Origin of the sequence: Rhizobium sp. BK275, from assembly GCF_014193555.1 — a bacterium.
Classification (GTDB): Bacteria; Pseudomonadota; Alphaproteobacteria; order Rhizobiales; family Rhizobiaceae; genus Rhizobium.
In genome coordinates, this window is record NZ_JACHZL010000003.1 from 605,306 (window position 1) to 630,999 (window position 25,694).

A 25,694-nucleotide genomic window follows, 5' to 3' on the forward strand; every position below is an offset into this window, starting at 1 on the left:
CTACATCTTCGAGATCACGTCGTCCTCGCCGCCGCGGTCGGCGGCGAGTTCTGCCGCCTGCGCCATGATGGCCGGGATAATGCCGGAGATCTCGTCGACGACGAGCGGCTGGACGCGATGGGCGGTGTGCAGGAAGCCCTCGCCCGTCATGTGGCGCATGAGCTCCATCATCGGATCCCAGAAACCGTTGATATTGGCGAAGACCATCGGCTTCTCGTGGCGGCCGAGCTGCGCCCACGTCATGATCTCGACGATCTCTTCCAGCGTGCCGATACCGCCCGGCAAGGCCACGAAGGCATCCGAGCGCTCGAACATCGTGTGTTTGCGCGCATGCATGTCAGGGGTTACAATAAGCTCGTTGAGTTGGCCGAGCGAATGGCGGGTCGCCTCCATGTCGATCAGGAACTCGGGAATGATGCCCGTTACCTGACCACCGTTGGATAGGGTCCCGCTGGCCACAGCGCCCATGATGCCTTTCGTGCCGCCGCCATAGATCAGGCGAAGGCCATATTCCGCGATCTCTTTTCCAAGTGCGCGGCCGGCAGCCATATGGGCAGGATCGCGTCCCGGCCGAGAGCCGCAATAAACGCAAATGGATCGAATCGATACAGATTGTTCGGTCATAAGGGAAAAACAACTATTCCATTTCAATGCAGTCAAGAAAATTGAATGAAAAGCGGCGTGCCGAGCTTGTGTAATTGCTTTGAATGCTTGTGAAAAGCAACGGGAATCGCTAGCAATTTCTGGATACTACGGCAATTTGCCGCCTTGGGAGACGTAATGATGAAAAACCGTGCCGGCTTGCTGGCCCTCGCAGTGCTCGTAATCGCAATCATACTGATGGTGTTTTTCGTCATGCCCCGGCTCGGCCCTGATGTGGCGAAGGTTGGTGACGCCATCAACCAGGCCGGCACCGAGGTCAAAAATACGGTTAACGAAGCGTCTAAGACTTCCCGCTCGGCTGTCGCGGATGCCGCAGCCGCCGTTCAGAAGATCGGCAGCCTCACCGCCGATGCCGGCCAGTCACTCTCCGGCCTGAAGGCGCTGTTTGCCGATGGCAAGGTGCCCGCCGCCGATGCGGTTGCAGGCGCCAAGACAGCAGCCGTGAATGCGCTGACCGCGATCGTCGATTTCGCCGCCCCTGACGGTCTCGACACCGCAACCGCAGGCCTCGTCTCCAAGGCCAAGGACGGTGCAGGCAAGGCGCGCGACATCATCCAGAATCTGCCTGAAAATGCCGCCGATGCGCTGGCCGCACTCACAAAGGCCGAAGCCGCGCTGACCGGATCGCCGGAAGCTGCCGGCCAGCCGGCCGCTTCCGACACAGGCCCGAAGATCCCGGCGTTCGACGTGCTGCGCGTCGAGCCCGATGGTTCGACCGTCATTGCCGGCTCGGCCGAACCGCATGGCAAGCTGGAAGTGCTTGACGGCGACAAGGTGGTCGTGACGACCGATGTCGACGGCACCGGCGATTTTGCCGCCGTTCTCGACAATCCGCTTCCCGCCGGCGACCATCAGCTCGTGCTGAAAGTGACGGGCAAGGATGGCAAGACCACGCTCTCGGAAGAAGTCGCGACCGTTTCCGTGCCGAAGGACGGCAGCGGCAGCGAACTGCTCGCCATGGTCTCCAAGCCCGGCACGGCAAGCCGCATCATTACGGCGCCGAAGGCTGAGGTCGCCAGTGCCCAGCCGCCGACCGCCAACGACGCATCCGCCGTACCTGCGGGCAATCAGCCGGCGCAGAATGGCGCTGCGAACGATCAGGTCGCCGTGCAGATCCCGGATATGCCCGCAGGCGCCGGCGATAACGCCAAGACGGCGCCGGCGGTTCCCGGCACCCAGCAGGGTGGCGGCAGCACGGCCGACGTGATGGTCAATGCCGTCGAGATCGAGGGCAACAAGATCTTCGTTGCCGGCACGACGCGCTCCAACGCCAAGGTCGTCGGCTATGCCGATGATGCGCTCATCGGCCAAGATACCGCAGGGCCGGACGGGCACTTCGTCATCGAAGGCGTGATGAATCTGTCGGTCGGCGACCACAAGATCCGCGTCGACGTCGTTGACGGCGCCGGCAAGGTGCTCGTGCGCGCCACCGTCAACTTCAACCGTCCAGCGGGCGATCAGGTCACGGTTGCCGCCCGGTCCGGCAACAATGCGAATACCAGTCAGGCGATGGTGCCGCTCGATGAAGGCCAGATCGGCAAGCTCAAGAGCGACGCAACGAAGGCCTTCGGCCTGCTGAAGGGCCTGTTTGCAGACGGCAGGGTGCCGGGTGTGGAACAGCTTGCGGCAGCGCGCTCGGCAACCGAATTCGCACTGCGCTCGATTGTCGATTTCCGTCCGGGCATCGATGCGACTGACGCCATCAAGCAGGCATCGGCTTCCGCCTCGCAGGTTGCCTCGAACGCGCTCACAGTGCTGCAGGGCCTGCCGAAGGATGCAAAGTCAGTCGGCGCGGCGCTCGACCAGCTCGGCGCGATCATTGCCCAGCTGACGGTTCCCAATGCCGCGCCCATGCCGTCGAACGAAATATCCGACGCCGGCCAGCCGAAGACGATCGAGCAGGCGCCGCTGACGGAAAACAACAATGCTGTCATCATCCGCCGCGGCGATACGCTGTGGCAGATTTCCCGCCGCGTCTACGGCCTCGGTGTGCGCTACACGACGATCTACATCGCCAACGAGGACAAGATCGTCAATCCGGACCGCATCCGCCCCGGCCAGATCTTCGGCCTGCCGAAGGATGCACTGCCCAACGCGGAGGAGCTGCATCGCAAGCGGCTCTCCGGTCAGCATCCCTGAATATCAAAACGGCGGCCCATCGGCCGCCGTTTTCCTTAGAGCGCTGTGCGTCCATTCGGACGCACAAAGGACGCTCTAACTCTTTGAATCTACGCATCAGGCTTCCGAAAATCGATTCCGATTTTCGGGCCGATGCTGTGGCGCGGGCGCGCAACACTTCGCCTATAAAATCCCTATCAATGTTGTATTCCGCCAGCCGGTATCATATCTCGCGGGAACGGCGACAGGCCGCGGCGAGAGCGGCCCTTCGGGCTGGAGACAGGCATGGCAAACAGCAAGACAGTTTCTGATACCAACCTGCTGGGAACGCTCTACAATCTCTGGCCCTATATGTGGCCGGCGGACCGTCCGGATCTCAGGATGCGGGTCGTATGGGCTTCGGTCTATCTGCTGATCTCGAAGTTCGTCCTGCTGCTGGTGCCCTATTTCTTCAAGTGGTCCACGGATGCGCTGAACGGCAAGATGGATCTGCAGGGCACACTGCCGCCGCTGCTCATCGGCGTCACCGCCCTCGTCATCGCCTATAACCTGACCCGCCTTATCCAGCTCGGCCTCAACCAGCTCAGAGACTCGCTCTTTGCCAGCGTTGGCCAATACGCGGTGCGCCAGCTTGCCTACCGTACCTTCGTGCACATGCACGAGCTTTCCCTGCGCTTCCACCTGGAACGCAAGACGGGCGGGCTTTCACGCATCATCGAGCGCGGCACCAAGGGCATCGAAACGATCGTGCGTTTCACGATCCTGAACTCGGTCCCGACCGTCATCGAATTCCTGCTGACGGCAGCAATCTTCTGGTGGGGTTACGGCTTCTCCTATCTTGCCGTCACCGCCTTTACCGTCTGGGCCTATATCTGGTTCACGATCCGCGCTTCCGACTGGCGCATCTCCATTCGCCGGGCGATGAACGACAGCGATACCGACGCCAATACCAAGGCGATCGACTCGCTCCTCAACTTCGAGACGGTCAAATATTTCGGCAACGAGGAGATGGAGGCCAAGCGCTTCGACAAGTCGATGGAGCGCTATGAGAAAGCGGCGACCGATGTCTGGACTTCGCTCGGCTGGCTGAACTTCGGCCAGGGCGTGATCTTCGGCATCGGCACGACGATCATGCTCGTTCTCTCGGCCTGGTCGGTACAGCGCGGCGAACATACGGTCGGCGATTTCGTCTTCGTCAATTCCATGCTGCTGCAGCTTTCCGTGCCGCTGAACTTCATCGGCTTCGTCTATCGCGAAATCCGCCAGGGGCTGATCGATATCGAGCAGATGTTCGATCTTCTGGAAGTGAAGGCCGAGGTGCTGGACGCGCCGGACGCGAAGGATCTTGCCATCGGCCAGGGCGCCATCTCCTTCAAGGACGTCCATTTCGCCTATGATGCCGCCCGGCCGATCCTGAAAGGCATTTCCTTTGACGTGCCCGCCGGCAAGACGGTCGCGGTCGTCGGTCCCTCCGGGGCCGGCAAATCGACGCTGTCGCGGCTGCTCTATCGTTTCTACGATATCCAGAGCGGCGCGATCACCGTCGACGGGCAGGATATACGGGGCATCACGCAGAAGAGCCTGCGCTCGGTGATCGGCATGGTGCCGCAGGATACGGTGCTGTTCAACGACACGGTGGCCTACAACATTCGCTATGGCCGCCCTTCGGCCAGCGAAGCCGACGTGAAGCAGGCCGCCGAGATCGCCCAGATCGCGCATTTCATCGAGACGCTGCCGGAGGGCTTCGAAACCAAGGTCGGCGAGCGCGGGTTGAAGCTCTCCGGCGGTGAAAAGCAGCGTGTGGCGATTGCCCGCACCATCCTGAAGGCGCCGCCGATCCTCATTCTCGACGAGGCGACCTCGGCGCTCGACACGACGACGGAGCGGGAAATCCAGACGGCGCTCGATGTCGTTTCCAGGAACCGCACGACGCTGGTCATCGCCCACCGCCTGTCTACCGTCATCGGTGCGGACGAGATCATTGTTTTGAAGAGCGGCGAGATCGCCGAGCGCGGCACGCATGCCGCCCTTCTCGAGCAGAATGGCCTCTATGCCTCGATGTGGAGCCGCCAGCGCGAGGCGACGCAGGCCGAAGAACATCTGAAGCAGGTGCGCGAGAAAGACGAGTTGGGCATCGTCAACCGGTTGGCACCGGCAAGCTGAGTATCGAAACAGGCCAAAGTGCCCGTTTTGTTGTTCAGAACCGGCGCATGAAAGCCTTGCTGATATCCGCGGCATTGCTCCTGGTGTCGTTTTTCTGTAACCAGCGGATACGAAAAACGACAGGAGGCCGGCATTCATGAGCTTGTTCGATACGGTTCGCAACACGATCGTTCCGGTGCACAAGGAAGGTTACCCCTTCGTCGCCGCCTTCTTCGTCGCGTCGCTCGTATTGGGCTGGATCTTCAAGCCGCTCTTCTGGATCGGCCTCATCCTGACGCTGTGGTGCGCCTATTTCTTCCGTGATCCCGAGCGCGTCACGCCGCAAGACGATGACCTCGTCATCTCACCGGCCGACGGCAAGGTCTCCTCGATCCAGATGGTCACGCCACCCGCCGAGCTGAACCTCGGCAGTGAACCGATGCTGCGCATCTCCGTCTTCATGAATGTCTTCAACTGCCATGTGAACCGCGCGCCGATGCGCGGGCGCATCGTCAGCATCAACCATCGGCCGGGCAGCTTCGTGAATGCCGAACTCGACAAGGCGAGCGAGGAGAACGAGCGCAACGGCCTCGTCATCGAGACCCGCCACGGGCAGATCGGCGTGGTGCAGATCGCCGGCCTCGTGGCGCGCCGCATCCTCTGCTTTTCGCATGTCAACGAACCTATCGATGCCGGCGAGCGTTTCGGCCTTATCCGCTTCGGCTCGCGGCTCGACGTGTTCCTGCCCGCCAATACCGCGCCACGCGTTTCGCTTGGCCAGACGGCGATAGCCGGCGAGACCGTCATTGCCGAATTCGCCTCGGCAAAGGGTCCGGTCATCAGTCGCCGCAGCTAATTTCAGGAGCGCGCGATATGGAACCTCCTTTTCCGCCCTTCGAACCGAACGGCCCAAACGACGATTCCGCCCGCGGGCCGCGCCTGCGCGAGATTCCGATCCGGCTCGTTGTACCGAACCTCATCACCATCCTGGCGATCTGCGCCGGCCTGACCGGCATCCGGCTCGCCTTTGAGAACCGCTACGAGCTGGCTGTCGCCATGGTGCTGGTCGCCGCCTTCCTCGATGGCATCGACGGCCGTGTGGCAAGGCTGATGAAGGCCACGTCGAAATTCGGCGCGCAGATGGATTCGCTTGCCGATATCGTCAATTTCGGCGTTGCCCCTGCCCTCGTGGTCTATGTCTATGCGCTTGATGCGGCACGCTCGCTCGGCTGGATCGCAGCACTCATCTACGCGATCGCGGCCGGCCTGAGGCTGGCGCGCTTCAACGTGATGTCGGAGCGCGAGAACCGCGCGCCCTGGCAGTCGGAATATTTCGTCGGCGTGCCGGCGCCGGCCGGCGCCATGCTGGTGCTGCTGCCAGTCTATCTGGGCTTCCTCGGCCTCTCCACCGACCGTACCTTCGCCTTTTTCTCTTCGGGCTACACGGTCCTCATCGCCTTCCTGCTCATCAGCCGCCTGCCTGTCTGGTCCGGTAAATCCGAAAGCCGGATGCGACGCGATCTCGTGCTGCCGGCCATGCTCGGCGTCGTCATCTACGTTGCGCTGCTGATGAGCTTCACTTGGGAAGTGATGGTCTTCACGGTCTGCGCCTACCTCATTTCGCTGCCCTTCGGCGCGCGGAAGTGGAAACGCAAATATGGCACGCTGACCATCGAGGAACCCGGTGTCGGCGAGGACGACATCGGCCGCCACATCTGAGCGCTCTATTTTTTTAAGTAAGTATTAACGTACGCAGGCTTCGGTTAAGCCTCGCGAATTATGGTCCGTATTCACATTTCCTGATGAGCAATGCCTCTGTTTTGTCGCTATTGAGGACAAAAGAGCAAGATACATAAAATTCTAGGGAAACACGTAAGGAGAGTATCGTGACCTCGAAGAAGTCGGAACAGCAGCAGCAGGCAGCCAAGCCGGATCTCGCGACCAACTACCGCCCGCTCGGCCTCAAGGCCGTGGCTGCCGCCTCGATGATGGCAAAGCCGGCGCCGGTCAAGAAGCTCGCCTGAGCGGGCGCGAAGAACCGCACGCGCAGGCTGATCGCCAGCAGGTTCATGACGATGCTGATAATGACATCCGGAACCCGCCATGCCGCGGGTCCGGCAAAAATGGGCTGCAAGAGACGCGCCCCATATTCCAGCCCAAAGAACCAGACGAACGACGCCGTGGCGGTACCAAGGCCGTAGGCGAGACGATCCGTGATCCGTGCCATGACAGGCGGCCGAAAGGCTGGGCAGCTTTGCGCGACGCGTTTCAGAAGAAACTGAGCTGCCCGTCATCGGGCATTTTCTTCTGGAGCGGCTTCGGCAGCTTTTCGAGCGGCACCGGATCGTGCAGATCCGGCCCCATGTTAGAGACCTTGTTGACCTTGTCAGAGACCGGGATCGCCTCGAAAAAATCGCCCTGAACCGGCTGCATGAGATCGACGACCTCGCGCGGCTCCTGCGTCTTGCAGTCCAGCCAGCGGGAGAAATCCTCCGGCTGGATGACGACGGGCATGCGGTCATGGATCGAGGAAATGGCACCGTTGGCCTTCGTCGTCAGGATGGCGCCGGTATCGACCTCGGACCCATCGGCCGAGGACCATGTTTCCATCAGGCCGGCAAAGGCGATCACGCCGCCACGGCGCGGCCTGATCCAATAGGCCTGCGCCTTCTCGCCGCTTTCCTTCGAAGGACGATGCCATTCATAGAAGCCGGAGGCCGGGATGAGGATGCGGCGATGACGCATGGCAGCGCGGAAAGAAGCCTTGCCGATCGCGGTTTCCGAGCGCGCATTGATCAGCAGCGGAAATTCCTTGGGGTCCTTGACCCAGCCCGGCGTGAAGCCCCAGCGCACCAGCAAAGCGCGGCGATCCGGTAGGTTGCTGCCCGGTTCCTGCCCCTCACCTGATATGACGACGAGAATCGGCTGCGTCGGCGCGATGTTGTAACGCGCCGGAAAGCCCTCTAGCTCGGCAAGGCTGAAGGTTTCGGCGATATCCTTGACCACCTCTGTCAGGGCAAAACGTCCACACATGCGGATGTCTTTGCACCCTGTCCGGCATCGGTCAAGGCGCTTTGTCCTCTGAATGGAAAGGCGCTGCACATCTTCAGCGGACTTGTTCTAACTGCGCGGCGCAAAGAGGATGATCGCCGTGCCGGCGAGGCAGACCAGCGCACCGCCGATATCCCAGCGGTCGGGAACGCGGCTTTCCGCGAGCCATAGCCACAACAGCGAAGCAACGATGTAAATACCGCCATAGGCTGCGAAAGTGCGCCCAGCCGCCTCGCTCGGCACCAGAGTCAGCAGCCAGGCGAACAAGGCAAGCGACACCATGCCCGGCGCCAGCCACCAGACGGGTTTTGCTAGCCGCAGCCAGGCCCAGAAGGCAAAGCAGCCGGCAATTTCGAAGAGAGCGGCAAGGGCGTAGATGAGGTAGGTCAACGGCGTCTCGCAGGAATCGTGGTGCCATATTCCACGCAATGCCGACGGTTGCGCAAGGTGCGCCGCCCGTGGGATAAGGCGGCATCACAGCAAAGCGTGCGAAACAATGACCTCCCAGGCCAAACCCGCCTCTTCCGCCATCCTTGAACGTGATGGCCGGTTCCTTCTCGTGCTCAGGCGAAACCCGCCTTCGGCCGATATGTATGCGTTTCCCGGTGGACGAGGCGAACCCGGCGAGACGCCCGAGGAAACGGCACTGCGCGAATTCCTCGAGGAGACCGGCATCCAGGCACGAAACCCGCTGCTGTTCTCCACCTATGACTTGAAGACGCATGCGCCCGATGGCAGCGTCAGCAGCCATTTCTTCCTCTCCGTCTTCCGCGTCGAGGCGGATCGCCATCTGGTGGCTGAAGCCGCTGACGATGCTGCGGCGATCGGCTGGTACAGCGTGGAAGAGATCCGGCGCATGCCAGTGCCGCAAAGCGTGCTCGAATGCGCAGAGCGGCTGTCGGCCGGTGAATGAGGCGCACTCGCTAGAATAGAAGTGGAAACTGCCCTATCCGCCTTGTTCCTGTCATGCTCCCTGTATCAACTGGGGAGCATGATTCCCGTTCGACGCGTTATCTTGTCATCTCTCGTCTTTGGCGGCCTCGTCTGGGCCGGTCCCACAATGGCGCAAGGAGGGGCACAAGGAGGGGCGCAGGGTGGCAAGAATGCGCCTCCGCCGCCAGAGGAGATAGTGCCGCAGGTCGCGATCGTACCCTATGACGACAAGCTGGCGCGGCTCGCGGAGGTTCTGGGTTCGGTGCATTACCTGCGCACGCTGTGCAAGGCGCCGGGGGCTGACGAATGGCGGAGCGACATGCAACAACTGCTTGATTCTGAAACGAATGGAGAGCCGCAGCGCAAGGAAAAACTGACCGCAGCCTTCAATCGCGGCTACCGCGCTTTTGCCTCGGTTTATACGGATTGCACCCAGGCGGCCATCGTGGCAGAAGAGCGCTACCGTAACGAAGGTGCAACACTTGCCACAGAAATTACTTCGCGCTTCGGAAATTAACGTTTAATTAACCTGTTTTCGCATGCGCACGTGTCGTTTTGGGAAAAGGCTGTTAGTGTTGTTAACGTAGCGGTAAGACATGAGAAGTGCTGAGGAAAAGATAATGGAACCAAGCCTCAACGACATCGACGACATGATCGTCCACGAAAAGATGCAGGCGGCTCTGGAATACCAGAACGAGGCTTGGGCCGACGGCATGGCCGACGGCATCGAGCCTGAGATCATTGCCGATGCCGCGATTGCCCATGCACTGCGCGAGACGATCAGACTGCATGGAGAAGGTAGCGCCGAGGCCTTGCTGGACTCGCTGCGTGATCGCATGCTGGCAGGTGAGTTTTCCACCAACAGGACCCTGCAATAAGGGCAATACAGAGAGTCTCATGCGTACCGGTAAAGATATTTCCTCGCGAATCCCGCTCGCGCCGGTCCTGCTTGCCGTCGGCCTTGCCGCAGGCAGCGTGCTGTCCGCATCTTCCGCCTACGCGCTTTCCGAACTTCAGAAGATTCCGGGCCAACCCGATGCGCCGGCCACAGCGCAACAGGGCCAGCAGCAACCGGCTGCACCACAGAACGGCTCTTCCGGCATTCCCCAGCCCGATCCGCTCGTCAACAAGCAAGGCGGCCAGAGCGTCGACAAGACACCGGGCGCATCCGACGATTCCAAGGCCGTCGACGTGATCTACGACATCAGCAAGGTGCCGGAGCCAGTGCGCAAGATGCGCGAACAGATCGTCGAGGCTGCCGCATCAGGCGATCTCGAACGCCTGCGCCCGCTGATGGGGACCGGTGCCGACCAGACGCAGGTGACGGTCGGCGAACCCACTGACGATCCGATCGGCACGCTGAAGGATCTCTCGGGCGATCCCGACGGCGACGAAATCCTCGCCATCATGCTCGACGTCATCTCGACCGGCTTCGTGCATGTCGGACAGGGCACGGCTGATGACATGTATGTCTGGCCCTATTTCGCCGAGAAGGACCTGAAATCGCTGACCCCGCCGGAACGCGTGGAACTGCTGCGCATCGTCACGGCAGGCGATCTCTCCGATATGCAGGAGTTCGGCGGCTATAATTTCTATCGCGTCGGCATAACGCCCGACGGCAAATGGAAGTTCTTCACTGCGGGCGACTGACGCCGCAACGCTTGCACCGTCAGCCTCAAAGACATACCTCTGAGCGATCACCAACGCGACAGGTTTCGCCATGCCAGCCGTATTCCTGAAAGACCGCTCGCTCATTGCCGTCGGCGGCGAAGAAGCAGAGTCCTTCCTGCAGAATCTCATCACTACCGACATCGTTTCGCTCGGCGCGGACGAGGCGCGGCCGGGCGCATTGCTGACGCCGCAAGGCAAGATCCTCTTCGACTTCATGATCTGGCGCGACGGCGACGGCTTCGTCATCGAAACGGATGCGGCCCAGCGCGAAGCACTGTTCAAACGGCTGACCATGTACCGCCTGCGCGCGCCGGTGACGCTGACGCCTGACGCCGAGGATGGTGTGACCGTTTCGTGGGGCGAGGATGCTGCGGACGGCGCTAAAGACAGCCGATTCTCCAAGGCGGGCGTCACGCTTTTGCGCCGCGCGGGCCATCATGGCAGCTCTAACGAGGCCCTCTACGATGCATTGCGCATCAAACATGGCATCGTGATATCAGGGCCTGATTACGCGCTTCAGGACGCCTTTCCGCATGACGTGCTGATGGATTTGAATGGCGGCCTCTCCTTCAAGAAGGGCTGCTATGTCGGCCAGGAAGTGGTGTCCCGCATGCAGCATCGCGGCACGGCAAGACGCCGCGTCGTGACCGTGTCGGCAGGCGCCGCACTGCCGGCCAGCGGCACTGAAATCACGGCCAATGGCAAGCCTGTCGGCACGCTCGGCTCCGTCGAGGGACAGAGTGGACTGGCGATCGTGCGCATCGACCGCGCCGGCGAGGCGATCGCATCGGGCACGCCGCTGCTTGCCGGCGATGTTTCCGTGACGCTCAGCCTGCCGGCCTGGTCCGGCCTCAGCTTCCCGACCTCCTCGGACGAGGCCAGCGCGTGACGGTTGCGAAGGCTCCACGCGCCTGGCAACGCATGCTGTCCGGCCGGCGGCTCGATCTGCTCGACCCCTCGCCGCTCGATGTCGAACTGACCGATATCGCCCACGGGCTCGCGCGCGTCGCCCGCTGGAACGGCCAGACGTCGGGCGATCATGCCTTTTCGGTCGCGCAGCATTGCCTTGTCGTCGAGTCCATCTTCCGGCATTTCAACGAGGCCACGCCCGGCGATTGCCTGATGGCGCTGCTGCATGACGCGCCGGAATATGTGATCGGCGACATGATCTCGCCTTTCAAGGCCGTTGTCGGCGGCGGATACAGGACCGTCGAGAAACGGCTGGAGGCCGCCGTACACCTGCGCTTCGGCCTGCCGCCGCACCCCTCGCGCGATCTCAAGGACAAAATCAAGAAGGCCGATACGATCGCCGCCTATTTCGAAGCGACGGTGCTTGCCGGCTTCACGCCTGCGGAAGCGCAGAAATTCTTCGGCCAGCCGCGCGGCATCACCAGGGACATGCTGTTGATCGATCCCCTGCCTGCACTCGAAGCACAGCGGCTTTTCTGCGAGCGCTTCGCCGAGATCGAGGCGGAGCGGAGCGTGACCCCATGACCGTGATCGTGGTTTCCCCGCTTTCGCGTATCGCCGAGATGGCGGTGCGGCACAAGGCGCGCGAAATGATCAGCCTGATGGCCAGGGAACAGGCCTTTCACCGGCCGGGCATCATCCAGGCCGACCGGCACCTACTGCTCAATATGAACGATATCACCTTCAAGGGCACCGGCGATCTCGTGGCGCCCGACGAGAAGCATGTGCGGGCGATCATCGATTTCGCCGCCGGCTGGCAGCAGCAGGCGCCACTCCTGATCCATTGCTGGATGGGCGTATCGCGCTCGCCCGCCGCAGCATTGATTGCCGCCCTGTCGCTCGCGCCGGAGCAGGAAGATGCGGCACTTGCCCGACGGCTGCGCGCCGCCTCGCCCTATGCGACACCGAATGCACGGATCATCGAAATCGGCGATGCGCTGCTTGACCGGCGCGGGCGGCTCGTCGACGCCGTGAGAGCGATCGGCCGCGGTGCGGAGGCCGACGGCAACGCGCCCTTCGTGCTGTCCGTCGGAGACAATTCGAACGGTTGACGCTCCTCACCCCTGCCCCATCTTGCCCTCGACGAGGCATCCGAGGAGCACGTGATGGAACAGCAGGCCACCGACCTTATCATCGCAACCCGCTCGGCACTCGATCAGGCGAGTGCGCTTGCCGTGCAATATTCCTTCTCCATCCTCGGGGCGATCATCCTGCTCATCGTCGGCTGGGTGGCGGCGAGCCTCATCAGCCGCTGGGCCTATGAGGGCATCTCGCGCGTGCGCGGCATCGACGAGACGCTCGCCCGTTTCTTCACCAATGTCGTGCGCTATGCGATGCTGGTGTTGGTCTTCGTCACCGTTCTCGGGCAGTTCGGCGTGCAGACGGCATCGATTATCGCCACTCTCGGCGCCGCCGGCCTTGCCGTAGGTCTTGCGCTGCAGGGGACGCTGCAGAATATCGCTGCCGGCATCATGCTGCTGGTGCTGCGACCCTTCCGGGTCGGGGAATATATCGAGACGAGCAGTGTCTCCGGAACGGTGCTGGAGATCGGCCTGTTCGCCACGGAACTGAAGACGGGAGACGGCCTTTACCGGCTGGCGCCCAATTCGACGCTGTGGAATACGCCGATCACCAATTACAGCCGTCAGCCGACGCGACAGAACGAAGTGAAGATCAACATTACGCATCAGGAGGATCTCGATCTCGCCATGGAGACGCTGATGATGCTTGCAACCGCCGATAAGCGCGTCCTCAAGACACCGGCGCCGAGCGTCTTCATCGATAGTCTCAGCGACAGTGCGGTCAGCGTGACGTTGCGCTACTGGGCATCGACCGGCGACTGGTGGGTCCTGAGCCGCGACATGATCAAGCGCGTCAAGCTTGCCTTTGACAAGAGGGGCGAGGCTGGCGACGCTCCGGCGGAAGTTTCGAACGCTCCCGTTCCCGAACCGCCACCAGAGGAAGCGCAGGCCAGGGTTTCGGCCCGCAAGAGGACGCCGAAGACGTCCCCGCAGACGCAGCCATAATCTATTTGATCACGCCGCAGGCAATCCTGTCGCCCCCGCCGCCCGAAGGCTGGCTTCGGTAATCGTCGGAATTGGCATGCACCATCAGCGCGCGGCCGCGCACGCCATCCGTCTTGCCGTCAAGCGAGATCATGGTGTCGAAGACCTGGGCGCGCAGGATACCGTCCTGCCCGACATACTGGTTCGGCATGTCGCCGGCATGCGGGCCTTTGGCGGCGAGGAAGCCATGCTCGGCCTTGGTCGGATTGAAATGCCCTCCGGCGGATTCGTGATGGGTTGCGGCATCGCAGCGGCCGGTTTCATGGATATGGAAGGCGACCCATTTATTGATCGGCAGGCCGGAGATTTCCGCCTCGATGAAAACGCCGCCATTGGCGGCAGCCGTCAGCGTGGCGCGTCCGGCCTCCTTGCCGTCAGGGCCGACAAAATTCGCCGTCGCCGTCTGCTTGTTCTGAGCAAAGCCTTGGGGCGCCGCCGCAAGCAGGCCGAGGGCAGCGATGGTGCATATGATTTTCATCGGGTTTCCTTCCATTTCGGGGACTTCGTCCCAACGCCTCACGAGGGAAGGTGTTCCTGCCTGCATAAAAGGCAAGAAAAAGCCGGCCACGGGCCGGCGGGATCGTTCAGCTTGGGCCGGCCCAGGCTCAGGCGGCGATATCGAGATCGAATTCGCCGTAGGTATTGCGATAGATCTGCATGGCCTGATCGTCGGCATCAGGGAGAACCTGCTGCAGTGCATAGGGAACGGCCATGCCGGTCGCCGAGCCGTTGTCGCGATATTCCATCACCAGCGCGACGAGGCTGCTCGGATATTTCGGCTGCATATTGCCAGCATCATCGTCTTCGAGAAATTCCCTGATAATGCCGGGCTTCTCATCCGCCGCGCGTTCCGTGCGGCTCAGCACACCGTCGCCATTGGCGTCGAGCCGCGAGAGCGTTGCCAAATATGCATAAGAGATGTCTGAAACTGATGAAAGAGCAGTCATACAAACCTCCGTTCACCGCTTCTACCGGTGAGAGTCTGCACGCAATACGCGGGTGGAAAATATCAAGGCTGATCTGTTGGTTAAACTGATTTGCAGCTTCGGTCAATAAGCTGTTAACTATCGATTAACCATAGTTGACAAAGTGTAACGACCCATTCCAGCGGCTGTTTCACTTTCCCTTGGGAAACCGGGTTTCTTCATTATTTCAGTAGTTTGCGAGATACAAACAAATTGCCGGCTAGCGATAAAGAGCCGCCCAGTTGCAACCGATTATTAATCGGGGCGGTAGAAGATGCCGCATGCGGGTTGCTGGAAGTTGCCGCTTGCCGCTTACAAAAATTTGATTCTCGCATTCATTTTAGAAAGGTCTTTTTATGCCCGGCGCGATATGGCAGCTTTGCCAATCGAAGACGCCTTCGCCTTTTGCCATGCTTCCACCGCAACCGTCCCATGAGGGGACTCGTGCGCATGAAAGCTGAGACGCTTTTCTGGCAACAGTGCACGCAGGCCGTCAAGCAGGACGGATCGATCGATGCCGAGCATCTGATGGAGCTCGTCATCGCGACCTATCGCAGCCATCAAAGCGAATATGATGTAATCGAGCAGAGCACCGAGACGCTGCTCAATGAAAACCGCGACCTGAAGAATACGATCGGCTCCACCACACAGGCGCTTGCAGAACAGCGCAAACTCTTCGAAATCGTCCTGAACAACCTGCCGCTCGGCCTCAGCGTGTTCGATGCGGACCAGCGGCTGACCCTTTCCAACCTGCGCTTCCGCCAACTCTTCGGCTTTACCGAAAGCGATGTCACGCCCGGCACGACGATTGCCGACCTGATGCACAAGACGCGCGGCACTGAGCAGACCAATGCCAGGACGCGTGGCAAGAAGGACGGCCAGGAAGCCTCTTCGAAGGCAGGGCGCATCCGCAGACGCGAATGGCTGATGGATGACGGCCGCATCATCCAGAGCGTGGTCACTATCCTGGCCGACGGCAGCAACATCGCTATCCATGCCGACGTTACAGAAGACCGCAAGGCTGCCGAGCGCATCACCTATCTCGCCCATCACGATCCCCTGACCGGCCTGCCGAACCGCATTCGCTTCCGCGAGCAGCTGGATGCCGCCCTTGCCGAGCGCAAGGAGGATGAGCAGATCGCGCTCGTGCATCTCAATCTCGACCGGTTCAAATCGATCAACAATACGTTGGGTGTTTCAGCCGGCGACAAGATCCTGCAGCAGGTGGCAGAGCGCATCCGTGCCTCGGCCGGCTCAGAGAATATCCTTGCCCGTCTCGGCTCGGACGAATTCGCAATCCTGCAGACGCGACGCCAGCAGCCGTGGAACATCACCGCGCTCGCCGACCAGATCCGCCGTGAGCTCAGCGAACCCTTCTTCCGCGGCGACAAGCAGGTGGAACTCAGCGTTTCCATGGGCATTTCGATCGCCCCTGGCGATGCTGTCGAGACCGACAAGCTGCTGCGCAATGCGGCGGTCGCCCTGTCCCATGCCAAGGCGGACGGGCGCCGGCACGAGCGCTTCTTCACCGGAGAGATGAACGAGAAGATGCAGGCCCGCCATGCGCTGGAGGCCGATCTGCGCGCTGCAGTGCAGAAGGAGGAATTCGAGCTTCACTACCAGCCGCTCTACGACCTGACGCAGCATCGCATCTGCGGCTTCGAGGCGCTGATCCGCTGGAATCATCCGGTGCGCGGCCGCGTCTCGCCTATGGAGTTCATTCCGCTGGCTGAAGAGGTCGGCCTCGTCGTCGATATCGGCCGCTGGGTTTTGCGCCGCGCCTGCAACGATGCAGCGCAATGGCCCGAAGATATCAAGATCGCCGTCAATGTCTCGGCCATCCAATTTTCCAGCAGCGACCTGCCGCAGGATGTCAGCGAGGCGCTTGCCGCCGCCGAACTCTCGCCGTCGCGTCTCGAACTGGAGATCACCGAAAGCGTGCTGATGGAAAATCTCGATGAGGCATTGCCGATCCTGCATGCGCTCAAGGAGCGCGGCATCCGCATCTCCATGGACGATTTCGGAACCGGCTATTCGTCGCTGAGCTATCTCTCGAGCTTCCCCTTCGACAAGATCAAGATCGACAAGTCCTTCGTCAACGACATCGTCGAGAACAAGGAAGCGCATGCGATCATGCGCGCGATCATCCTGCTCGGCGACGCACTCGGCATGCGCGTGACCGCAGAGGGCGTGGAAACCGCACAGCAGATGGCGCTGCTCGAACGCGAGGCATGCGACGAAATCCAGGGCTATTACATCAGCCCGCCAAAACCCTTCGGCGACGTAGCTCACATGCTTTCGATGCCGCCAAAGAAGAATGGCAGCGTTACGCCGCCCGTCAAACCCCGATACTGATTTCGGCACGTTGCGACTCGCCAGCCAAGCCGTTATCGACAGGAAACGATCCCTTCGAAAACCGGTGACGACGATGTTCAAGGCCGAAGCTTTCTTCCCCCATGAAGCGCTTGCTGCGGAGCTCATACCCCATGCAACGGAGGGTGACGACGGGTCCCACGATCTCGCCCATATCCTGCGTGTCTTCCGCAATGCCATGCGCATCCATGCTGCGGAAGGCGGCAAGGGCCAGGTGCTCGCGGCTGCCGTGCTGCTGCACGATTGCGTCGCCGTCGAGAAGAATTCGCCGCTGCGCGCCCAGGCGTCGGCGCTCGCCGCGGAAAAAGCGTCACGGATATTGAAAGAGCTTGGATGGGACGATGAGGATATCGCTGATGTCGCCCATGCGGTGACGGCGCACAGCTTTTCGGCAAATGTGCCGCCGGAAACGCTGGAGGCGAAAATCCTGCAGGATGCCGACCGGCTGGATGCCATCGGCATGGTGGGTGCTGCCCGCTGCTTCTATATAGCAGCGCGGCTTGGGTCCGGCCTCTACGATCCTTTCGATCCGGCTGCTGAGAACCGGCCGCTCGATGACAAGCGTTATGCGATTGACCATTTCCAGACGAAGCTGTTCAAACTGGCGGATGGTTTCCAGACCCCGACCGGGCGCGAACTGGCCGCAGCCCGCGACAGGAGCCTGCGCGACTTCCTCGCTGCATTTATGGACGAAATATAGGAGCCTATGATGCGTGTCAGCGATCTCTTCGTCTATCCGCTCAAGAGCGCCCGCGGCATCGCCCTGCCCTTTACGGACATAGACGCCTATGGCCTGCCCGGCGACCGGCGCGCGATGGTGACGGACCCGGATGGCCACTTCATCACCCAGCGCGAGCTCCCAACCCTTGCTCAGATCGAGGTTCGGCCCGAAGCCGGAGCCTTCCGGCTGCGGATGGAGGGCAAGCAGAAGATCGCCGCAGCACCGCCGCATCCGGACCGGCGACTCGATGTCATCGTCTGGAAATCGGCCGTCAGCGCCGCCGTTGCTGACGATGAGAGCAACGCCACGCTTTCGGAATGGCTCGGCCGCGCAGTGAAACTCGTCTTCTTCGACGGCAAGGCAGAACGGATGGCCAATGCCGAATGGGCGGGCGAAGGCACGCCGGTGACTTTTACCGATGGCTACCAGATCCTGGTGACGACGACGGGATCGCTGAAGGCGCTCAATGCCGATCTTGCCGACCATGCCGAAGGCGGCGTCGGCATGGAGCGCTTCCGGCCGAATATCGTCATCGACACAGACGAGGCCTGGGCCGAGGACCGCTGGGCGGCAATCGAAATTGCGGGCATCCGCTTCGACCTCGTCAAACCCTGCGCCCGGTGCATCATGACGACGCAGGACCAGTTGACGGGCTCACGCGAAGTGCCGAACCCCATGCCCGCCATGGGCCGCATCCGAATGTCGGGCGACCGGCGCGTTCCCGGCCCGCTTTTCGGCTGGAACGTCACCCCGCGCGGCACCGGCAGGGTCACGATCGGCGACGAGGTGAAGATCCTCGAGACGCGGCCGGACGGTTGGACCTTCAAGGTTCGCGCCCGAGCCTAAAACCTCAGACGCGGGCCAGCGCCGCGTCGATCTCCGCCATCACCTCTGCCGGCAACGGACCCTTTTCCAGTGCGCCGGCATTTTCCTCGACCTGAGCCACGGTCCGGAAACCGGGAATGGGCAAAGTGCGCGGCGAGCGCGCCCAGAGCCAGGCGAGCGCGCCCTGCGTCAGCGTGCGTCCATCAGATGTAAGCAGGCTGCGCACGGCGTCGAGCCTTGCTGCAAATTCCGGCGCGATACGGCCATCTTTGAAATAGACCATCCATTCGAGTGCCGCACCGCGCACGTCCTTGGCGCCGACGGCCTTGTCCGGCGTGAACTTACCTGTCAGCAGGCCCATGGCCAGCGGGCCGCGATTGATGGAGATGAGACCGTTCGTTTCGACGACATCGATCATCTGAGGCACGGGCTCGAAGACATTCATCGTGTGCTGGATCGAGACGAAGCCCGGCCGGCCGGCATGGCGGGCGGCGCGGTCAGGAAAATCCGTGCTCCAGCCGAAGGCATCGATCTTGCCCTCCGCCCGCAGGGCCTCCAGCGTATCGAAGACTTCGTCGGACTGTTCCAGCGGAAAATCGTTGAGGTGGAATTGCAGGAGGTCGAGACGCTCCCGCTTCAGACGGCTGAGCGACGTCTCGACCGACTGGCGAATGAAGGCCGGATCGGCAAAGGCGCCGGTCGCCTGTTTCGTCTCCGGATTGGTGGCAAAGCCGAATTTGGTGGCGATAATGATATCGGCGCGATTGCCGATTGCCTGCCCGAGGACCTCTTCCGAATGGCCGGCACCGTAATTCGAGGCCGTATCGAAGAAGCGGATACCAAGGTCGATCGCGCGATTGATCGCGGCGACGGATTCATTGTCGTCCACCTCGCCCCAGCCGAGCGGCGTATCACCGGCAAAGAACGGACCGCCGATCGCCCAGCAGCCCATGCCGAGGCGGGGAACTTCCTGCCCATTCCAGAGCTTGATGGTGGTCGATGTTTTGGGCTTGGTCAGCATGGCTTCCTCCTTGAGCACTTAGAGCCTTTCCTGATCGAATCCTTATCGAATGGAGAGATAGGGGCGCTGGGGATGCGGGTAAACCGCCAAAACTGAAGACTATTTTGCAAGGATGAAAAGCCGCTCAGGCAGAGAGCTCGTCCGACCGAGAAAGCGTCCGTGCAGCCGGGTTCAAGGCCTTGAGTGCTGCTTGGACGAAGCCCTCACGCGCTGCCGAAGCCTCCAGGCCACGCGGCTCATAGACATGGCGATGCAGAAAGAATCCAGTCAGACGGAATGCCGCCGTGAGGCTCTCGTAATCGGCCGCCTGGTTTTCCTGAACACTTAGAAAGGCCGGCAAAAGCAGCATCTTGTCGGCCCAGGGCTCTCCGGCGCCGCGACTGACGGCGCGGCCGGATTTTGGCGAGACATAGGCGAGATCGGTGCGGGTGCCGGTCGCGGCACATTCCGAGAGGTCGAGGCCGAAGCCGAGATCGTTCAACACGGCGAGTTCGAAGCGTACGAAGAGTTCGCCGGCATCGGCAGGATTGTGGAGATGATCGAGAATGACTTCCAGCGCCTCGAAGAGATGCGGATGCGGATCGCGCTCCGGTAACAGGCGCAGCAATGCGCCCATGGCCTGCACGCCATAGACGGCGGTTGCCGTCTCCATCAGCCGCGCGGCGCGCAGCTTCACCGGCTCGAGGCGGAATTCACCGAGATGCTCATCCAGCCGGGCGCGCCAGGTGACTTCCACCTCGTTGCCGGGCTGCAACACCGGCTGCATGGTGCGCGAACGGCCGGAGCGAACGAGACCAAGGTGACGACCGCGATCACGCGTCATCACCTCGGCGATGACGCTCGTCTCGCCGTGGCGCTTGACGCCAAGAATGATCGCCTGATCCTGCCATTGCATCGGAAAACCGTCCTTCAGCCTGCCGATTCACTTTAAAACCTTTCCCCGTCAGATTGAAGCGTTCTGACCGGGAAAGGCTCCAGGAAGGCTGGAGCCCTTTTATTCGGCCGGCGACGGGAAAAGCTTTTGAAGGAAGTCGCGCATCGCGTTCTCGTCGAAAGGTTTGACGAGAAGCGGCACGTCCTGAAGGTCGATCGGAAAATCCTGCGTATCGGAATAGCCGCTGACGAAGCCGAAGGGGATGTTGGCCTGCGACAGATCTCGCGCGAAATCGAAGCTCAGCGCCTCGCCGAGATTCACGTCGAGTAGCGCGAAATCGTAATCCGCAACCTGAATTGCATCCCTCGCCTGATCGAGGCTATTGGCAATATCAATGGTATCAGCACCGACGAGACGCAGGATATCCTCCGCCTCCATTGCGATGATCAGACTGTCTTCCAGGACCAGAACACGGGTTGTTGCGTTCATGATCTCCATGCCCCTCGTGAAGCGCAAATATTGCAGCGCTTCGGCCTCTTTGCAAACATCATTCCGTCGGTGCCCCGCCTGGACCTTTGACGGTGGTTGCCCACCATAACTGAATAGCCACATTTTCGTCTCCGGTCGATAAAAACGAAAGTCGGAGGAAAGATGACGCGACTCTAATTTTCCCGGCGTCATTTTGCATTTAAAAAAGACATTGATCTGCTCGAGCAGCTATATGAAAGGACGTTTCCCGTCGCTCAGGCCTTCCCAGCCGGCCATCCGCATCAGACCCTCCCCGTCCTGCACCTCGCAGCCACGCTCCTGCCAGCGGATGAGGCTGCGTGCCGCAAGCTTTTTCAAAGTCTTGTTGGTGTGAACGATCGAAAGACCGAGTGTGTCGGCGATATGCTGCTGGGTGATCGGAATGAGATTGCGGCCATTGAAAAGGCTAAGCTTTCTGGCGCGCTCGAAGAGGAAGGCAATCAGATAGGCGGCTCTTTCGAGCGCAGTGCGGCGGCCGATGCTCAAGAGGTGTTCATCGAGAATACGCTCTTCCTGCGCCGCGATCCAGGTAATGTCGAAGGCAAGCGAGGCGTGCCGGTTATAAAGGGTCATCAGCTTGTCGCGCTCGAAGACGCAGAGCGATACCGGCGACAGGGCCTCCACAGAATGCTGCATCTCGCCCATGATCGTGCCCTGCAGGCCGATCAGGTCGCCCGGCATGACGTAGTTCAGGATCTGTCGGCGGCCATCCTCCAGCATCTTGTAGCGGAAGCCCCAGCCGGACAGCACGGTAAAGAGGTGGGCGCTGTGGGCGCCTTCGACGAGGATGGTTGCGCCGGCATCGGCCGCCAGTTCCCCTCTCTTGAACTTCGAGACGAATTCCAACTCGTCCCGGCTGAACTCCCGAAAATGCGGCAATGACCGCAACGGACACTGCTCGCAGGGCGTCTTGAAGGAATGGGTAGGTTTTGCCGTCGCCATCTTGTCCCTGCTGTCGCAAAACCCGGCGCTGCAGGGTGCAGCGCCGTTGGCGGATCAATGCGCAGGCAGGCCGATTTGTTCCTTGGAACAGGCAGCGATTTTTACACGGAAACAAGGGGCTGAGTGCCCCTTGTCAATTTTCTTGTCGAACTAGCGCGGAAATTCGAGGCCCATTTCACGAAAGCGCTCGGGATCATCGCCCCAGTTCTCGCGCACCTTGACGAACAGGAAGAGATGGACGGGCTGTTCGAGGATTTCCGACAATTCCTTGCGTGACGCCGACGAGATCGCCTTGATCGTTTCGCCGCCTTTGCCGAGCGCAATCTTCTTCTGGCTGTCTCGCTCGACATAGATGACCTGTTCGATGCGCACGGAGCCATCCTTGCGTTCTTCCCACTTCTCCGTCTCGACATGCGAGGAATAGGGAAGCTCCTGATGCAGGCGCAGGAACAGTTTCTCGCGCGTGATTTCGGCGGCAAGCTGGCGCATCGGCAGGTCGGAAATCTGATCTTCAGGATAATACCAGGGGCCTTCCGGCAGGGTCTTTGCCAGATAATCCATCACGTCGTCGCAGCCGGAACCGTTTTCGGCCGAGATCATGAAGGTCTGGTCGAAATCGACCTTCTGGTTTGCTGTGGCAGCGATCGCCAGAAGCAGTTCGCGATTGACCCGGTCGATCTTGTTGAGAACCAGGATCTTCCTTTGCGGAACGTCCTTCAGGCTTTCGAGGATGGCTTCGGCATCGCCGCGCAGGCCACGCTCGCTGTCGATCAGCAGCATGATGAGATCGGCATCTTTGGCACCGCCCCAGGCAGACGTCACCATGGCGCGATCAAGACGGCGGCGCGGCTTGAAGATGCCGGGCGTGTCCATGAAGACGATCTGCGCATTGTTGTGGATGGCAATGCCGCGCACGACGGCGCGCGTCGTCTGTACCTTGTGGCTGACGATCGACACCTTGGCGCCGACGAGACGATTGACCAGCGTCGATTTGCCGGCATTGGTGGGGCCGATCAGGGCGACGAAGCCCGAATGCGTCGGATTGCTTTCAGCAGCGCGATCGGCTGCCATTTCGTTTTCTTCTGTCATTGATCCCGTCAGTTTCCGGCAGATGTCGGCTGCCAAATGCCTTCACGCTCGAGCATTTTCGTCGCGGCGACCTGTTCTGCAGCGCGCTTGGAACGCTCTACGCCTGTTTCCGGTGCCACACCAGCCACTTCGACCGTCACCTTGAAGCGCGGATCATGATCCGGTCCGCTGCGATCTTCAACCCGGTAGACGGGTGTGACGCCATATTTGGCGTGCGACCATTCCTGCAGCTCGGTCTTGGCGTCACGGCGGGCGCCATCGGCGCGCACCGCCCTGCCCTCCCAATAGCGCAGGATGAAACGACGGGCGACTTCCAGGCCGCCATCGAGATAGAGCGCGGCGATCAGGCTTTCGACGACATCGGCGCGCACATTCATCATGCGCTTGCCGGTGAGTTTCTTCACGTCGGCGCCGGTGCGGATATAGAGGTGGAGATTGAGTTCGTCGGCAACTGCCGCACAGGTTTCGGCGCTGACAAGCTGGTTCAGGCGCACCGAAAGCTCGCCCTCCGCCGCAGCGCCGAAAGTGCGGAATAGCAAATCGGCGATACAGAGCCCAAGAACCCTGTCGCCGAGAAATTCAAGCCGCTCGTAATTGCCCTTGTCGGTGCGCGCGCTGGCATGAGTCAGCGCGCGATCCAGACGTTCCTTCTCGGCAAATTCATGCCCGATCAGGGTTTCAAGCTTTGCGCGGTCCGCCGCTGAGAGCGTCTGCGCCTTGCTCATTCAACAACCTTGAAGAGGCGGTCCCAACGCATGTTGGTCGGCCATTTCCAGATTTCGCGGAAGGACGTGTCGTTGCCGAGCGAGAAGAAGATGACGCTGGCGCGGCCGACGAGATTTTCCGCCGGGACGAAGCCGACATCGAAGCGGCTGTCGAGCGAGTTGTCGCGGTTATCGCCCATCATGAAGTAATGGCCTTCCGGAACGATGAACTCGCGGGTGTTGTCGCCGCGCGACACCGGCGACTGGTCGAGCGTGTCATAGGTCTTGCCATCATCCAGCGTCTCGCGGAATACCGGTACGTCCTGACCCGGATCGAGCTTGTAGTCGGAGTTGAAAGTACCATCCGGTACCTTCGGAACCGGCTTGCCGTTGATGTAGAGAATACCGTCGGTAACCTGGATATGGTCGCCCGGCAGGCCGACGACGCGCTTGATATAATCGACATCAGGATTCGGGGGGAAACGGAACACGACGATATCGCCGCGCTTCGGATCGGAGCCGAAGATGCGGCCGCTGAAGATGTCGGGCGAGAAAGGCAGCGAATATTTCGAATAGCCGTAGGCAAACTTGTTGACGAAGATATAGTCACCGACGAGCAGCGTCGGCATCATCGAGCCCGAAGGAATGGTAAAGGGCTGGAACAGGACAGTCCTGATAATCATCGCCAGGAGAAGAGCCTGGATGATGACCTTGATGTTTTCCCAGAGGGCGTTCGGCTTGGCTTCGACTTTTTCGGACACGCAGTCTTATTCCTTCAAGACGCCATGAAGGCGCATTTCTTTCTGATGTTCTCTCTAGCGACTTCGACCGGTGGCGGCAATAACGACGGCGGTAAAAGCGACGAGAGGTCGCCATCATACGGTATCCGGCAGCGCTTCGATGATCACAAAAGCCTGAGCCAAGGGATAATCATCGGTTATTGTCAAATGAATGGCCGCCTTATGGCCGGCGGGCAGCATGGCCTGAAGAACGGCTGCGGCACCGCCCGTCAGTTGCATGGTCGGCTTGCCGCTCGGCAGGTTGACCACGCCCATATCCTTCCAGAAAACGCCCTGCGACAACCCCGTGCCGAGCGCCTTGGAGCAGGCCTCCTTGGCGGCGAAACGCTTGGCATAGGATTCGGCACGGTTGGCGCGGCGGTCCGAACGGGCACGCTCGATCTCGGTGAAACAGCGATGCGTGAAGCGGTCACCGAAGCGCTCGATGGATTTCTCCACGCGGCGGATGTCGATGAGGTCGCTGCCAATGCCGATGATCATGCGAGGGGCCTTTCGGGATGAATTCTGCTTGAGTTCAGACGGTCGGCATCTCGGTGACGGGATCGGCGAGCCGAAGACGCGCACGCTCCATCAGCCGCGCACGGCGGCGCGTCTGAAAACCCCTGACGGTGTAGAATGTCAGCGCATAAAGCGCAACCGAGGTGAGAGCAGCCGGCGGGATGGCGCCGATCAGCATCGGCTCCAGCACCGGTTTCCAAAGCTCGGTGAAGTGCAGCTTATGAAAGAGTTCGGCGAGATCGATCGTCTGCCCGCCCATCTGAGCCTGGCGGCTGAGCAGCAGGTGACCGACTTCCCAGGTGATGCCCCAGATGAAGGGATAGGTCAGCGGATTGCCGAAAGCCGCGCAGCCGAGGGCTGCGGCCACCATGTTTCCCGACAGGAAATAGGTGATGACGAAGGCCATGACGAAATGCACGCCGATAAAGGGTGTCCACGAAACGAAGACACCCGCGGCAACGCCCACCGCAACGGCATGCGGCGAAGCTGACAGGCGCAGAACGCGCATCATGATATAGCGTGCAGGGCGCAGAAAACCTTTTCGGGGCCATAGAAGCTCCCGCAGCTTTTCCTTAAATCCTGCTGGTTTGCGACGGCGAAATAACATGGCGCGTATTTAGTGCAGCGCACATGACCCTGACAAGAGCGGCAAATGGAACCGCTTAACAAACAGGCCGTCTCTTCTTCTTTTATTCCAAGGGGCGTGGATCATGCATAGCGCCCCCTTCCTTGCGTCAAGTA

The 25,694-nt window shown here is 61.0% G+C and carries 29 protein-coding genes and 2 pseudogenes; 16 read left to right on the forward strand and 15 right to left on the reverse strand.

What is annotated here, in order from left to right; all coding sequences use genetic code 11:
• Window positions 1-624, reverse strand: coding sequence for a TIGR00730 family Rossman fold protein (locus tag FHT82_RS12905; protein ID WP_183730706.1), 624 nt, complete (start codon window positions 622-624; stop codon window positions 1-3).
• A gap of 156 nt (window positions 625-780) precedes the next feature.
• On the opposite strand from FHT82_RS12905, the gene FHT82_RS12910 reads away from it, so the two are divergent.
• From FHT82_RS12910 to FHT82_RS30335, 5 genes and pseudogenes are all read left to right on the forward strand, one after another.
• Window positions 781-2,802 carry a LysM peptidoglycan-binding domain-containing protein gene (locus FHT82_RS12910; RefSeq protein ID WP_183730709.1) on the forward strand — a complete coding sequence of 674 codons (2,022 nt, stop codon included), beginning with the start codon at window positions 781-783 and terminating at the stop codon, window positions 2,800-2,802.
• Window positions 2,803-3,066: 264 nt separating this feature from the next.
• Window positions 3,067-4,944: an ABC transporter ATP-binding protein/permease gene (locus FHT82_RS12915; protein WP_183730712.1), complete on the forward strand. Its 1,878-nt coding sequence runs from the start codon at window positions 3,067-3,069 to the stop codon at window positions 4,942-4,944.
• Between the two features lie 133 nt (window positions 4,945-5,077).
• A pseudogene (locus FHT82_RS12920) lies at window positions 5,078-5,779 on the forward strand (phosphatidylserine decarboxylase); the annotation flags it as partial.
• 17 nt (window positions 5,780-5,796) lie between these two features.
• Window positions 5,797-6,642, forward strand: coding sequence for a CDP-diacylglycerol--serine O-phosphatidyltransferase (gene pssA, locus FHT82_RS12925; protein WP_183730718.1), 846 nt, complete (start codon window positions 5,797-5,799; stop codon window positions 6,640-6,642).
• Window positions 6,643-6,809: 167 nt separating this feature from the next.
• Window positions 6,810-6,947, forward strand: a complete 138-nt coding sequence (locus FHT82_RS30335; RefSeq protein ID WP_246698134.1) for a hypothetical protein — start codon at window positions 6,810-6,812, stop codon at window positions 6,945-6,947.
• An 8-nt stretch (window positions 6,948-6,955) separates the two neighbouring features.
• Here FHT82_RS30335 and FHT82_RS12930 read toward each other — a convergent pair.
• The 3 genes and pseudogenes from FHT82_RS12930 to FHT82_RS12940 form a co-directional block, all read right to left on the reverse strand.
• Window positions 6,956-7,132, reverse strand: a pseudogene (locus tag FHT82_RS12930) (LysE family transporter); the annotation flags it as partial.
• Between the two features lie 59 nt (window positions 7,133-7,191).
• The gene (locus FHT82_RS12935; protein ID WP_183730721.1) at window positions 7,192-7,956 is read right to left on the reverse strand and encodes an SOS response-associated peptidase; all 765 of its coding nucleotides are present in this window, start codon (window positions 7,954-7,956) and stop codon (window positions 7,192-7,194) included.
• Between the two features lie 87 nt (window positions 7,957-8,043).
• The gene (locus tag FHT82_RS12940) at window positions 8,044-8,364 is read right to left on the reverse strand and encodes a YnfA family protein (protein ID WP_183730724.1); all 321 of its coding nucleotides are present in this window, start codon (window positions 8,362-8,364) and stop codon (window positions 8,044-8,046) included.
• A gap of 106 nt (window positions 8,365-8,470) precedes the next feature.
• On the opposite strand from FHT82_RS12940, the gene FHT82_RS12945 reads away from it, so the two are divergent.
• The 8 genes from FHT82_RS12945 (at window position 8,471) to FHT82_RS12980 (ending at window position 13,574) form a co-directional block, all read left to right on the forward strand.
• The gene (locus tag FHT82_RS12945) at window positions 8,471-8,887 is read left to right on the forward strand and encodes an NUDIX domain-containing protein (protein WP_183730727.1); all 417 of its coding nucleotides are present in this window, start codon (window positions 8,471-8,473) and stop codon (window positions 8,885-8,887) included.
• 78 nt (window positions 8,888-8,965) lie between these two features.
• Window positions 8,966-9,424 (forward strand): TIGR02301 family protein, encoded by a 459-nt coding sequence (locus FHT82_RS12950; RefSeq protein ID WP_183730730.1) that lies wholly within the window; start codon window positions 8,966-8,968, stop codon window positions 9,422-9,424.
• 103 nt (window positions 9,425-9,527) lie between these two features.
• Window positions 9,528-9,785, forward strand: a complete 258-nt coding sequence (locus FHT82_RS12955) for a hypothetical protein (protein ID WP_018115578.1) — start codon at window positions 9,528-9,530, stop codon at window positions 9,783-9,785.
• Window positions 9,786-9,804: 19 nt separating this feature from the next.
• Complete coding sequence (locus FHT82_RS12960) at window positions 9,805-10,557, forward strand: hypothetical protein (protein WP_183730733.1); 753 nt, start codon at window positions 9,805-9,807, stop codon at window positions 10,555-10,557.
• 70 nt (window positions 10,558-10,627) lie between these two features.
• A complete protein-coding gene (locus FHT82_RS12965; RefSeq protein ID WP_183730736.1) occupies window positions 10,628-11,467 on the forward strand; it encodes a folate-binding protein YgfZ in 840 nt (279 codons plus the stop codon).
• Window positions 11,464-12,072 (forward strand): HD family hydrolase, encoded by a 609-nt coding sequence (locus FHT82_RS12970; protein WP_183730737.1) that lies wholly within the window; start codon window positions 11,464-11,466, stop codon window positions 12,070-12,072. The genes FHT82_RS12965 and FHT82_RS12970 overlap by 4 nt, the downstream gene beginning before the upstream one ends.
• Entirely contained in the window at window positions 12,069-12,599 is a 531-nt protein-coding gene (locus FHT82_RS12975; protein ID WP_183730740.1) for a tyrosine phosphatase family protein, read from the forward strand. Before FHT82_RS12970 ends, FHT82_RS12975 begins: the two co-directional genes overlap by 4 nt.
• 54 nt (window positions 12,600-12,653) lie before the next feature.
• The gene (locus FHT82_RS12980) at window positions 12,654-13,574 is read left to right on the forward strand and encodes a mechanosensitive ion channel domain-containing protein (protein WP_183730742.1); all 921 of its coding nucleotides are present in this window, start codon (window positions 12,654-12,656) and stop codon (window positions 13,572-13,574) included.
• A 1-nt stretch (window position 13,575) separates the two neighbouring features.
• Here the strand turns inward: FHT82_RS12980 and FHT82_RS12985 are convergent, their stop codons facing one another.
• Both FHT82_RS12985 and FHT82_RS12990 read right to left on the reverse strand, forming a co-directional pair.
• On the reverse strand, window positions 13,576-14,091 hold the full coding sequence (locus FHT82_RS12985; RefSeq protein ID WP_183730745.1) for a superoxide dismutase family protein: 516 nt from the start codon (window positions 14,089-14,091) through the stop codon (window positions 13,576-13,578).
• Between the two features lie 127 nt (window positions 14,092-14,218).
• The gene (locus FHT82_RS12990) at window positions 14,219-14,560 is read right to left on the reverse strand and encodes a hypothetical protein (RefSeq protein WP_183730748.1); all 342 of its coding nucleotides are present in this window, start codon (window positions 14,558-14,560) and stop codon (window positions 14,219-14,221) included.
• A gap of 468 nt (window positions 14,561-15,028) precedes the next feature.
• On the opposite strand from FHT82_RS12990, the gene FHT82_RS12995 reads away from it, so the two are divergent.
• The 3 genes from FHT82_RS12995 (at window position 15,029) to FHT82_RS13005 (ending at window position 18,518) form a co-directional block, all read left to right on the forward strand.
• The gene (locus FHT82_RS12995; RefSeq protein WP_183730751.1) at window positions 15,029-16,933 is read left to right on the forward strand and encodes an EAL domain-containing protein; all 1,905 of its coding nucleotides are present in this window, start codon (window positions 15,029-15,031) and stop codon (window positions 16,931-16,933) included.
• Window positions 16,934-17,006: 73 nt separating this feature from the next.
• On the forward strand, window positions 17,007-17,651 hold the full coding sequence (locus FHT82_RS13000; RefSeq protein ID WP_183730754.1) for an HD domain-containing protein: 645 nt from the start codon (window positions 17,007-17,009) through the stop codon (window positions 17,649-17,651).
• A 9-nt stretch (window positions 17,652-17,660) separates the two neighbouring features.
• Window positions 17,661-18,518, forward strand: coding sequence for an MOSC domain-containing protein (locus FHT82_RS13005; protein ID WP_183731026.1), 858 nt, complete (start codon window positions 17,661-17,663; stop codon window positions 18,516-18,518).
• A gap of 4 nt (window positions 18,519-18,522) precedes the next feature.
• Here FHT82_RS13005 and FHT82_RS13010 read toward each other — a convergent pair whose 3' ends face one another.
• The 9 genes from FHT82_RS13010 to FHT82_RS13050 all read right to left on the reverse strand — a co-directional run bounded on the left by FHT82_RS13010 (window position 18,523) and on the right by FHT82_RS13050 (window position 25,560).
• On the reverse strand, window positions 18,523-19,518 hold the full coding sequence (locus FHT82_RS13010; protein WP_183730756.1) for an aldo/keto reductase: 996 nt from the start codon (window positions 19,516-19,518) through the stop codon (window positions 18,523-18,525).
• A 124-nt stretch (window positions 19,519-19,642) separates the two neighbouring features.
• The gene (recO, locus tag FHT82_RS13015; protein WP_183730759.1) at window positions 19,643-20,413 is read right to left on the reverse strand and encodes a DNA repair protein RecO; all 771 of its coding nucleotides are present in this window, start codon (window positions 20,411-20,413) and stop codon (window positions 19,643-19,645) included.
• 99 nt (window positions 20,414-20,512) lie between these two features.
• Window positions 20,513-21,004, reverse strand: coding sequence for a response regulator (locus tag FHT82_RS13020; protein WP_246698130.1), 492 nt, complete (start codon window positions 21,002-21,004; stop codon window positions 20,513-20,515).
• A gap of 105 nt (window positions 21,005-21,109) precedes the next feature.
• Window positions 21,110-21,862 (reverse strand): Crp/Fnr family transcriptional regulator, encoded by a 753-nt coding sequence (locus FHT82_RS13025; RefSeq protein ID WP_183730762.1) that lies wholly within the window; start codon window positions 21,860-21,862, stop codon window positions 21,110-21,112.
• 150 nt (window positions 21,863-22,012) lie between these two features.
• Entirely contained in the window at window positions 22,013-22,951 is a 939-nt protein-coding gene (gene era, locus FHT82_RS13030; protein WP_183730765.1) for a GTPase Era, read from the reverse strand.
• An 8-nt stretch (window positions 22,952-22,959) separates the two neighbouring features.
• On the reverse strand, window positions 22,960-23,676 hold the full coding sequence (gene rnc, locus FHT82_RS13035; protein ID WP_183730768.1) for a ribonuclease III: 717 nt from the start codon (window positions 23,674-23,676) through the stop codon (window positions 22,960-22,962).
• Window positions 23,673-24,416, reverse strand: coding sequence for a signal peptidase I (lepB, locus tag FHT82_RS13040; RefSeq protein ID WP_183730771.1), 744 nt, complete (start codon window positions 24,414-24,416; stop codon window positions 23,673-23,675). Before lepB ends, rnc begins: the two co-directional genes overlap by 4 nt.
• 114 nt (window positions 24,417-24,530) lie before the next feature.
• Window positions 24,531-24,935, reverse strand: a complete 405-nt coding sequence (gene acpS / locus FHT82_RS13045; RefSeq protein ID WP_183730773.1) for a holo-ACP synthase — start codon at window positions 24,933-24,935, stop codon at window positions 24,531-24,533.
• Between the two features lie 34 nt (window positions 24,936-24,969).
• Window positions 24,970-25,560, reverse strand: a complete 591-nt coding sequence (locus tag FHT82_RS13050; RefSeq protein WP_183730776.1) for a DUF2062 domain-containing protein — start codon at window positions 25,558-25,560, stop codon at window positions 24,970-24,972.
• Between the last annotated feature and the right edge of the window lie 134 nt (window positions 25,561-25,694).

Coding starts and splice junctions, on each gene's coding strand:
- FHT82_RS12905 (WP_183730706.1), bottom strand. CDS start 624: ATGACCGAACAATCTGTATCGATTCGATCCATTTGCGTTTATTGCGGC.
- FHT82_RS12910 (WP_183730709.1), top strand. CDS start 781: ATGATGAAAAACCGTGCCGGCTTGCTGGCCCTCGCAGTGCTCGTAATC.
- FHT82_RS12915 (WP_183730712.1), top strand. CDS start 3,067: ATGGCAAACAGCAAGACAGTTTCTGATACCAACCTGCTGGGAACGCTC.
- pssA (WP_183730718.1), top strand. CDS start 5,797: ATGGAACCTCCTTTTCCGCCCTTCGAACCGAACGGCCCAAACGACGAT.
- FHT82_RS12935 (WP_183730721.1), bottom strand. CDS start 7,956: ATGTGTGGACGTTTTGCCCTGACAGAGGTGGTCAAGGATATCGCCGAA.
- FHT82_RS12945 (WP_183730727.1), top strand. CDS start 8,471: ATGACCTCCCAGGCCAAACCCGCCTCTTCCGCCATCCTTGAACGTGAT.
- FHT82_RS12950 (WP_183730730.1), top strand. CDS start 8,966: ATGATTCCCGTTCGACGCGTTATCTTGTCATCTCTCGTCTTTGGCGGC.
- FHT82_RS12955 (WP_018115578.1), top strand. CDS start 9,528: ATGGAACCAAGCCTCAACGACATCGACGACATGATCGTCCACGAAAAG.
- FHT82_RS12960 (WP_183730733.1), top strand. CDS start 9,805: ATGCGTACCGGTAAAGATATTTCCTCGCGAATCCCGCTCGCGCCGGTC.
- FHT82_RS12965 (WP_183730736.1), top strand. CDS start 10,628: ATGCCAGCCGTATTCCTGAAAGACCGCTCGCTCATTGCCGTCGGCGGC.
- FHT82_RS12975 (WP_183730740.1), top strand. CDS start 12,069: ATGACCGTGATCGTGGTTTCCCCGCTTTCGCGTATCGCCGAGATGGCG.
- FHT82_RS12980 (WP_183730742.1), top strand. CDS start 12,654: ATGGAACAGCAGGCCACCGACCTTATCATCGCAACCCGCTCGGCACTC.
- FHT82_RS12985 (WP_183730745.1), bottom strand. CDS start 14,091: ATGAAAATCATATGCACCATCGCTGCCCTCGGCCTGCTTGCGGCGGCG.
- FHT82_RS12990 (WP_183730748.1), bottom strand. CDS start 14,560: ATGACTGCTCTTTCATCAGTTTCAGACATCTCTTATGCATATTTGGCA.
- FHT82_RS12995 (WP_183730751.1), top strand. CDS start 15,029: ATGAAAGCTGAGACGCTTTTCTGGCAACAGTGCACGCAGGCCGTCAAG.
- FHT82_RS13000 (WP_183730754.1), top strand. CDS start 17,007: ATGTTCAAGGCCGAAGCTTTCTTCCCCCATGAAGCGCTTGCTGCGGAG.
- FHT82_RS13005 (WP_183731026.1), top strand. CDS start 17,661: ATGCGTGTCAGCGATCTCTTCGTCTATCCGCTCAAGAGCGCCCGCGGC.
- FHT82_RS13010 (WP_183730756.1), bottom strand. CDS start 19,518: ATGCTGACCAAGCCCAAAACATCGACCACCATCAAGCTCTGGAATGGG.
- recO (WP_183730759.1), bottom strand. CDS start 20,413: ATGCAATGGCAGGATCAGGCGATCATTCTTGGCGTCAAGCGCCACGGC.
- FHT82_RS13020 (WP_246698130.1), bottom strand. CDS start 21,004: ATGTGGCTATTCAGTTATGGTGGGCAACCACCGTCAAAGGTCCAGGCG.
- FHT82_RS13025 (WP_183730762.1), bottom strand. CDS start 21,862: ATGGCGACGGCAAAACCTACCCATTCCTTCAAGACGCCCTGCGAGCAG.
- era (WP_183730765.1), bottom strand. CDS start 22,951: ATGACAGAAGAAAACGAAATGGCAGCCGATCGCGCTGCTGAAAGCAAT.
- rnc (WP_183730768.1), bottom strand. CDS start 23,676: ATGAGCAAGGCGCAGACGCTCTCAGCGGCGGACCGCGCAAAGCTTGAA.
- acpS (WP_183730773.1), bottom strand. CDS start 24,935: ATGATCATCGGCATTGGCAGCGACCTCATCGACATCCGCCGCGTGGAG.
- FHT82_RS13050 (WP_183730776.1), bottom strand. CDS start 25,560: ATGTTATTTCGCCGTCGCAAACCAGCAGGATTTAAGGAAAAGCTGCGG.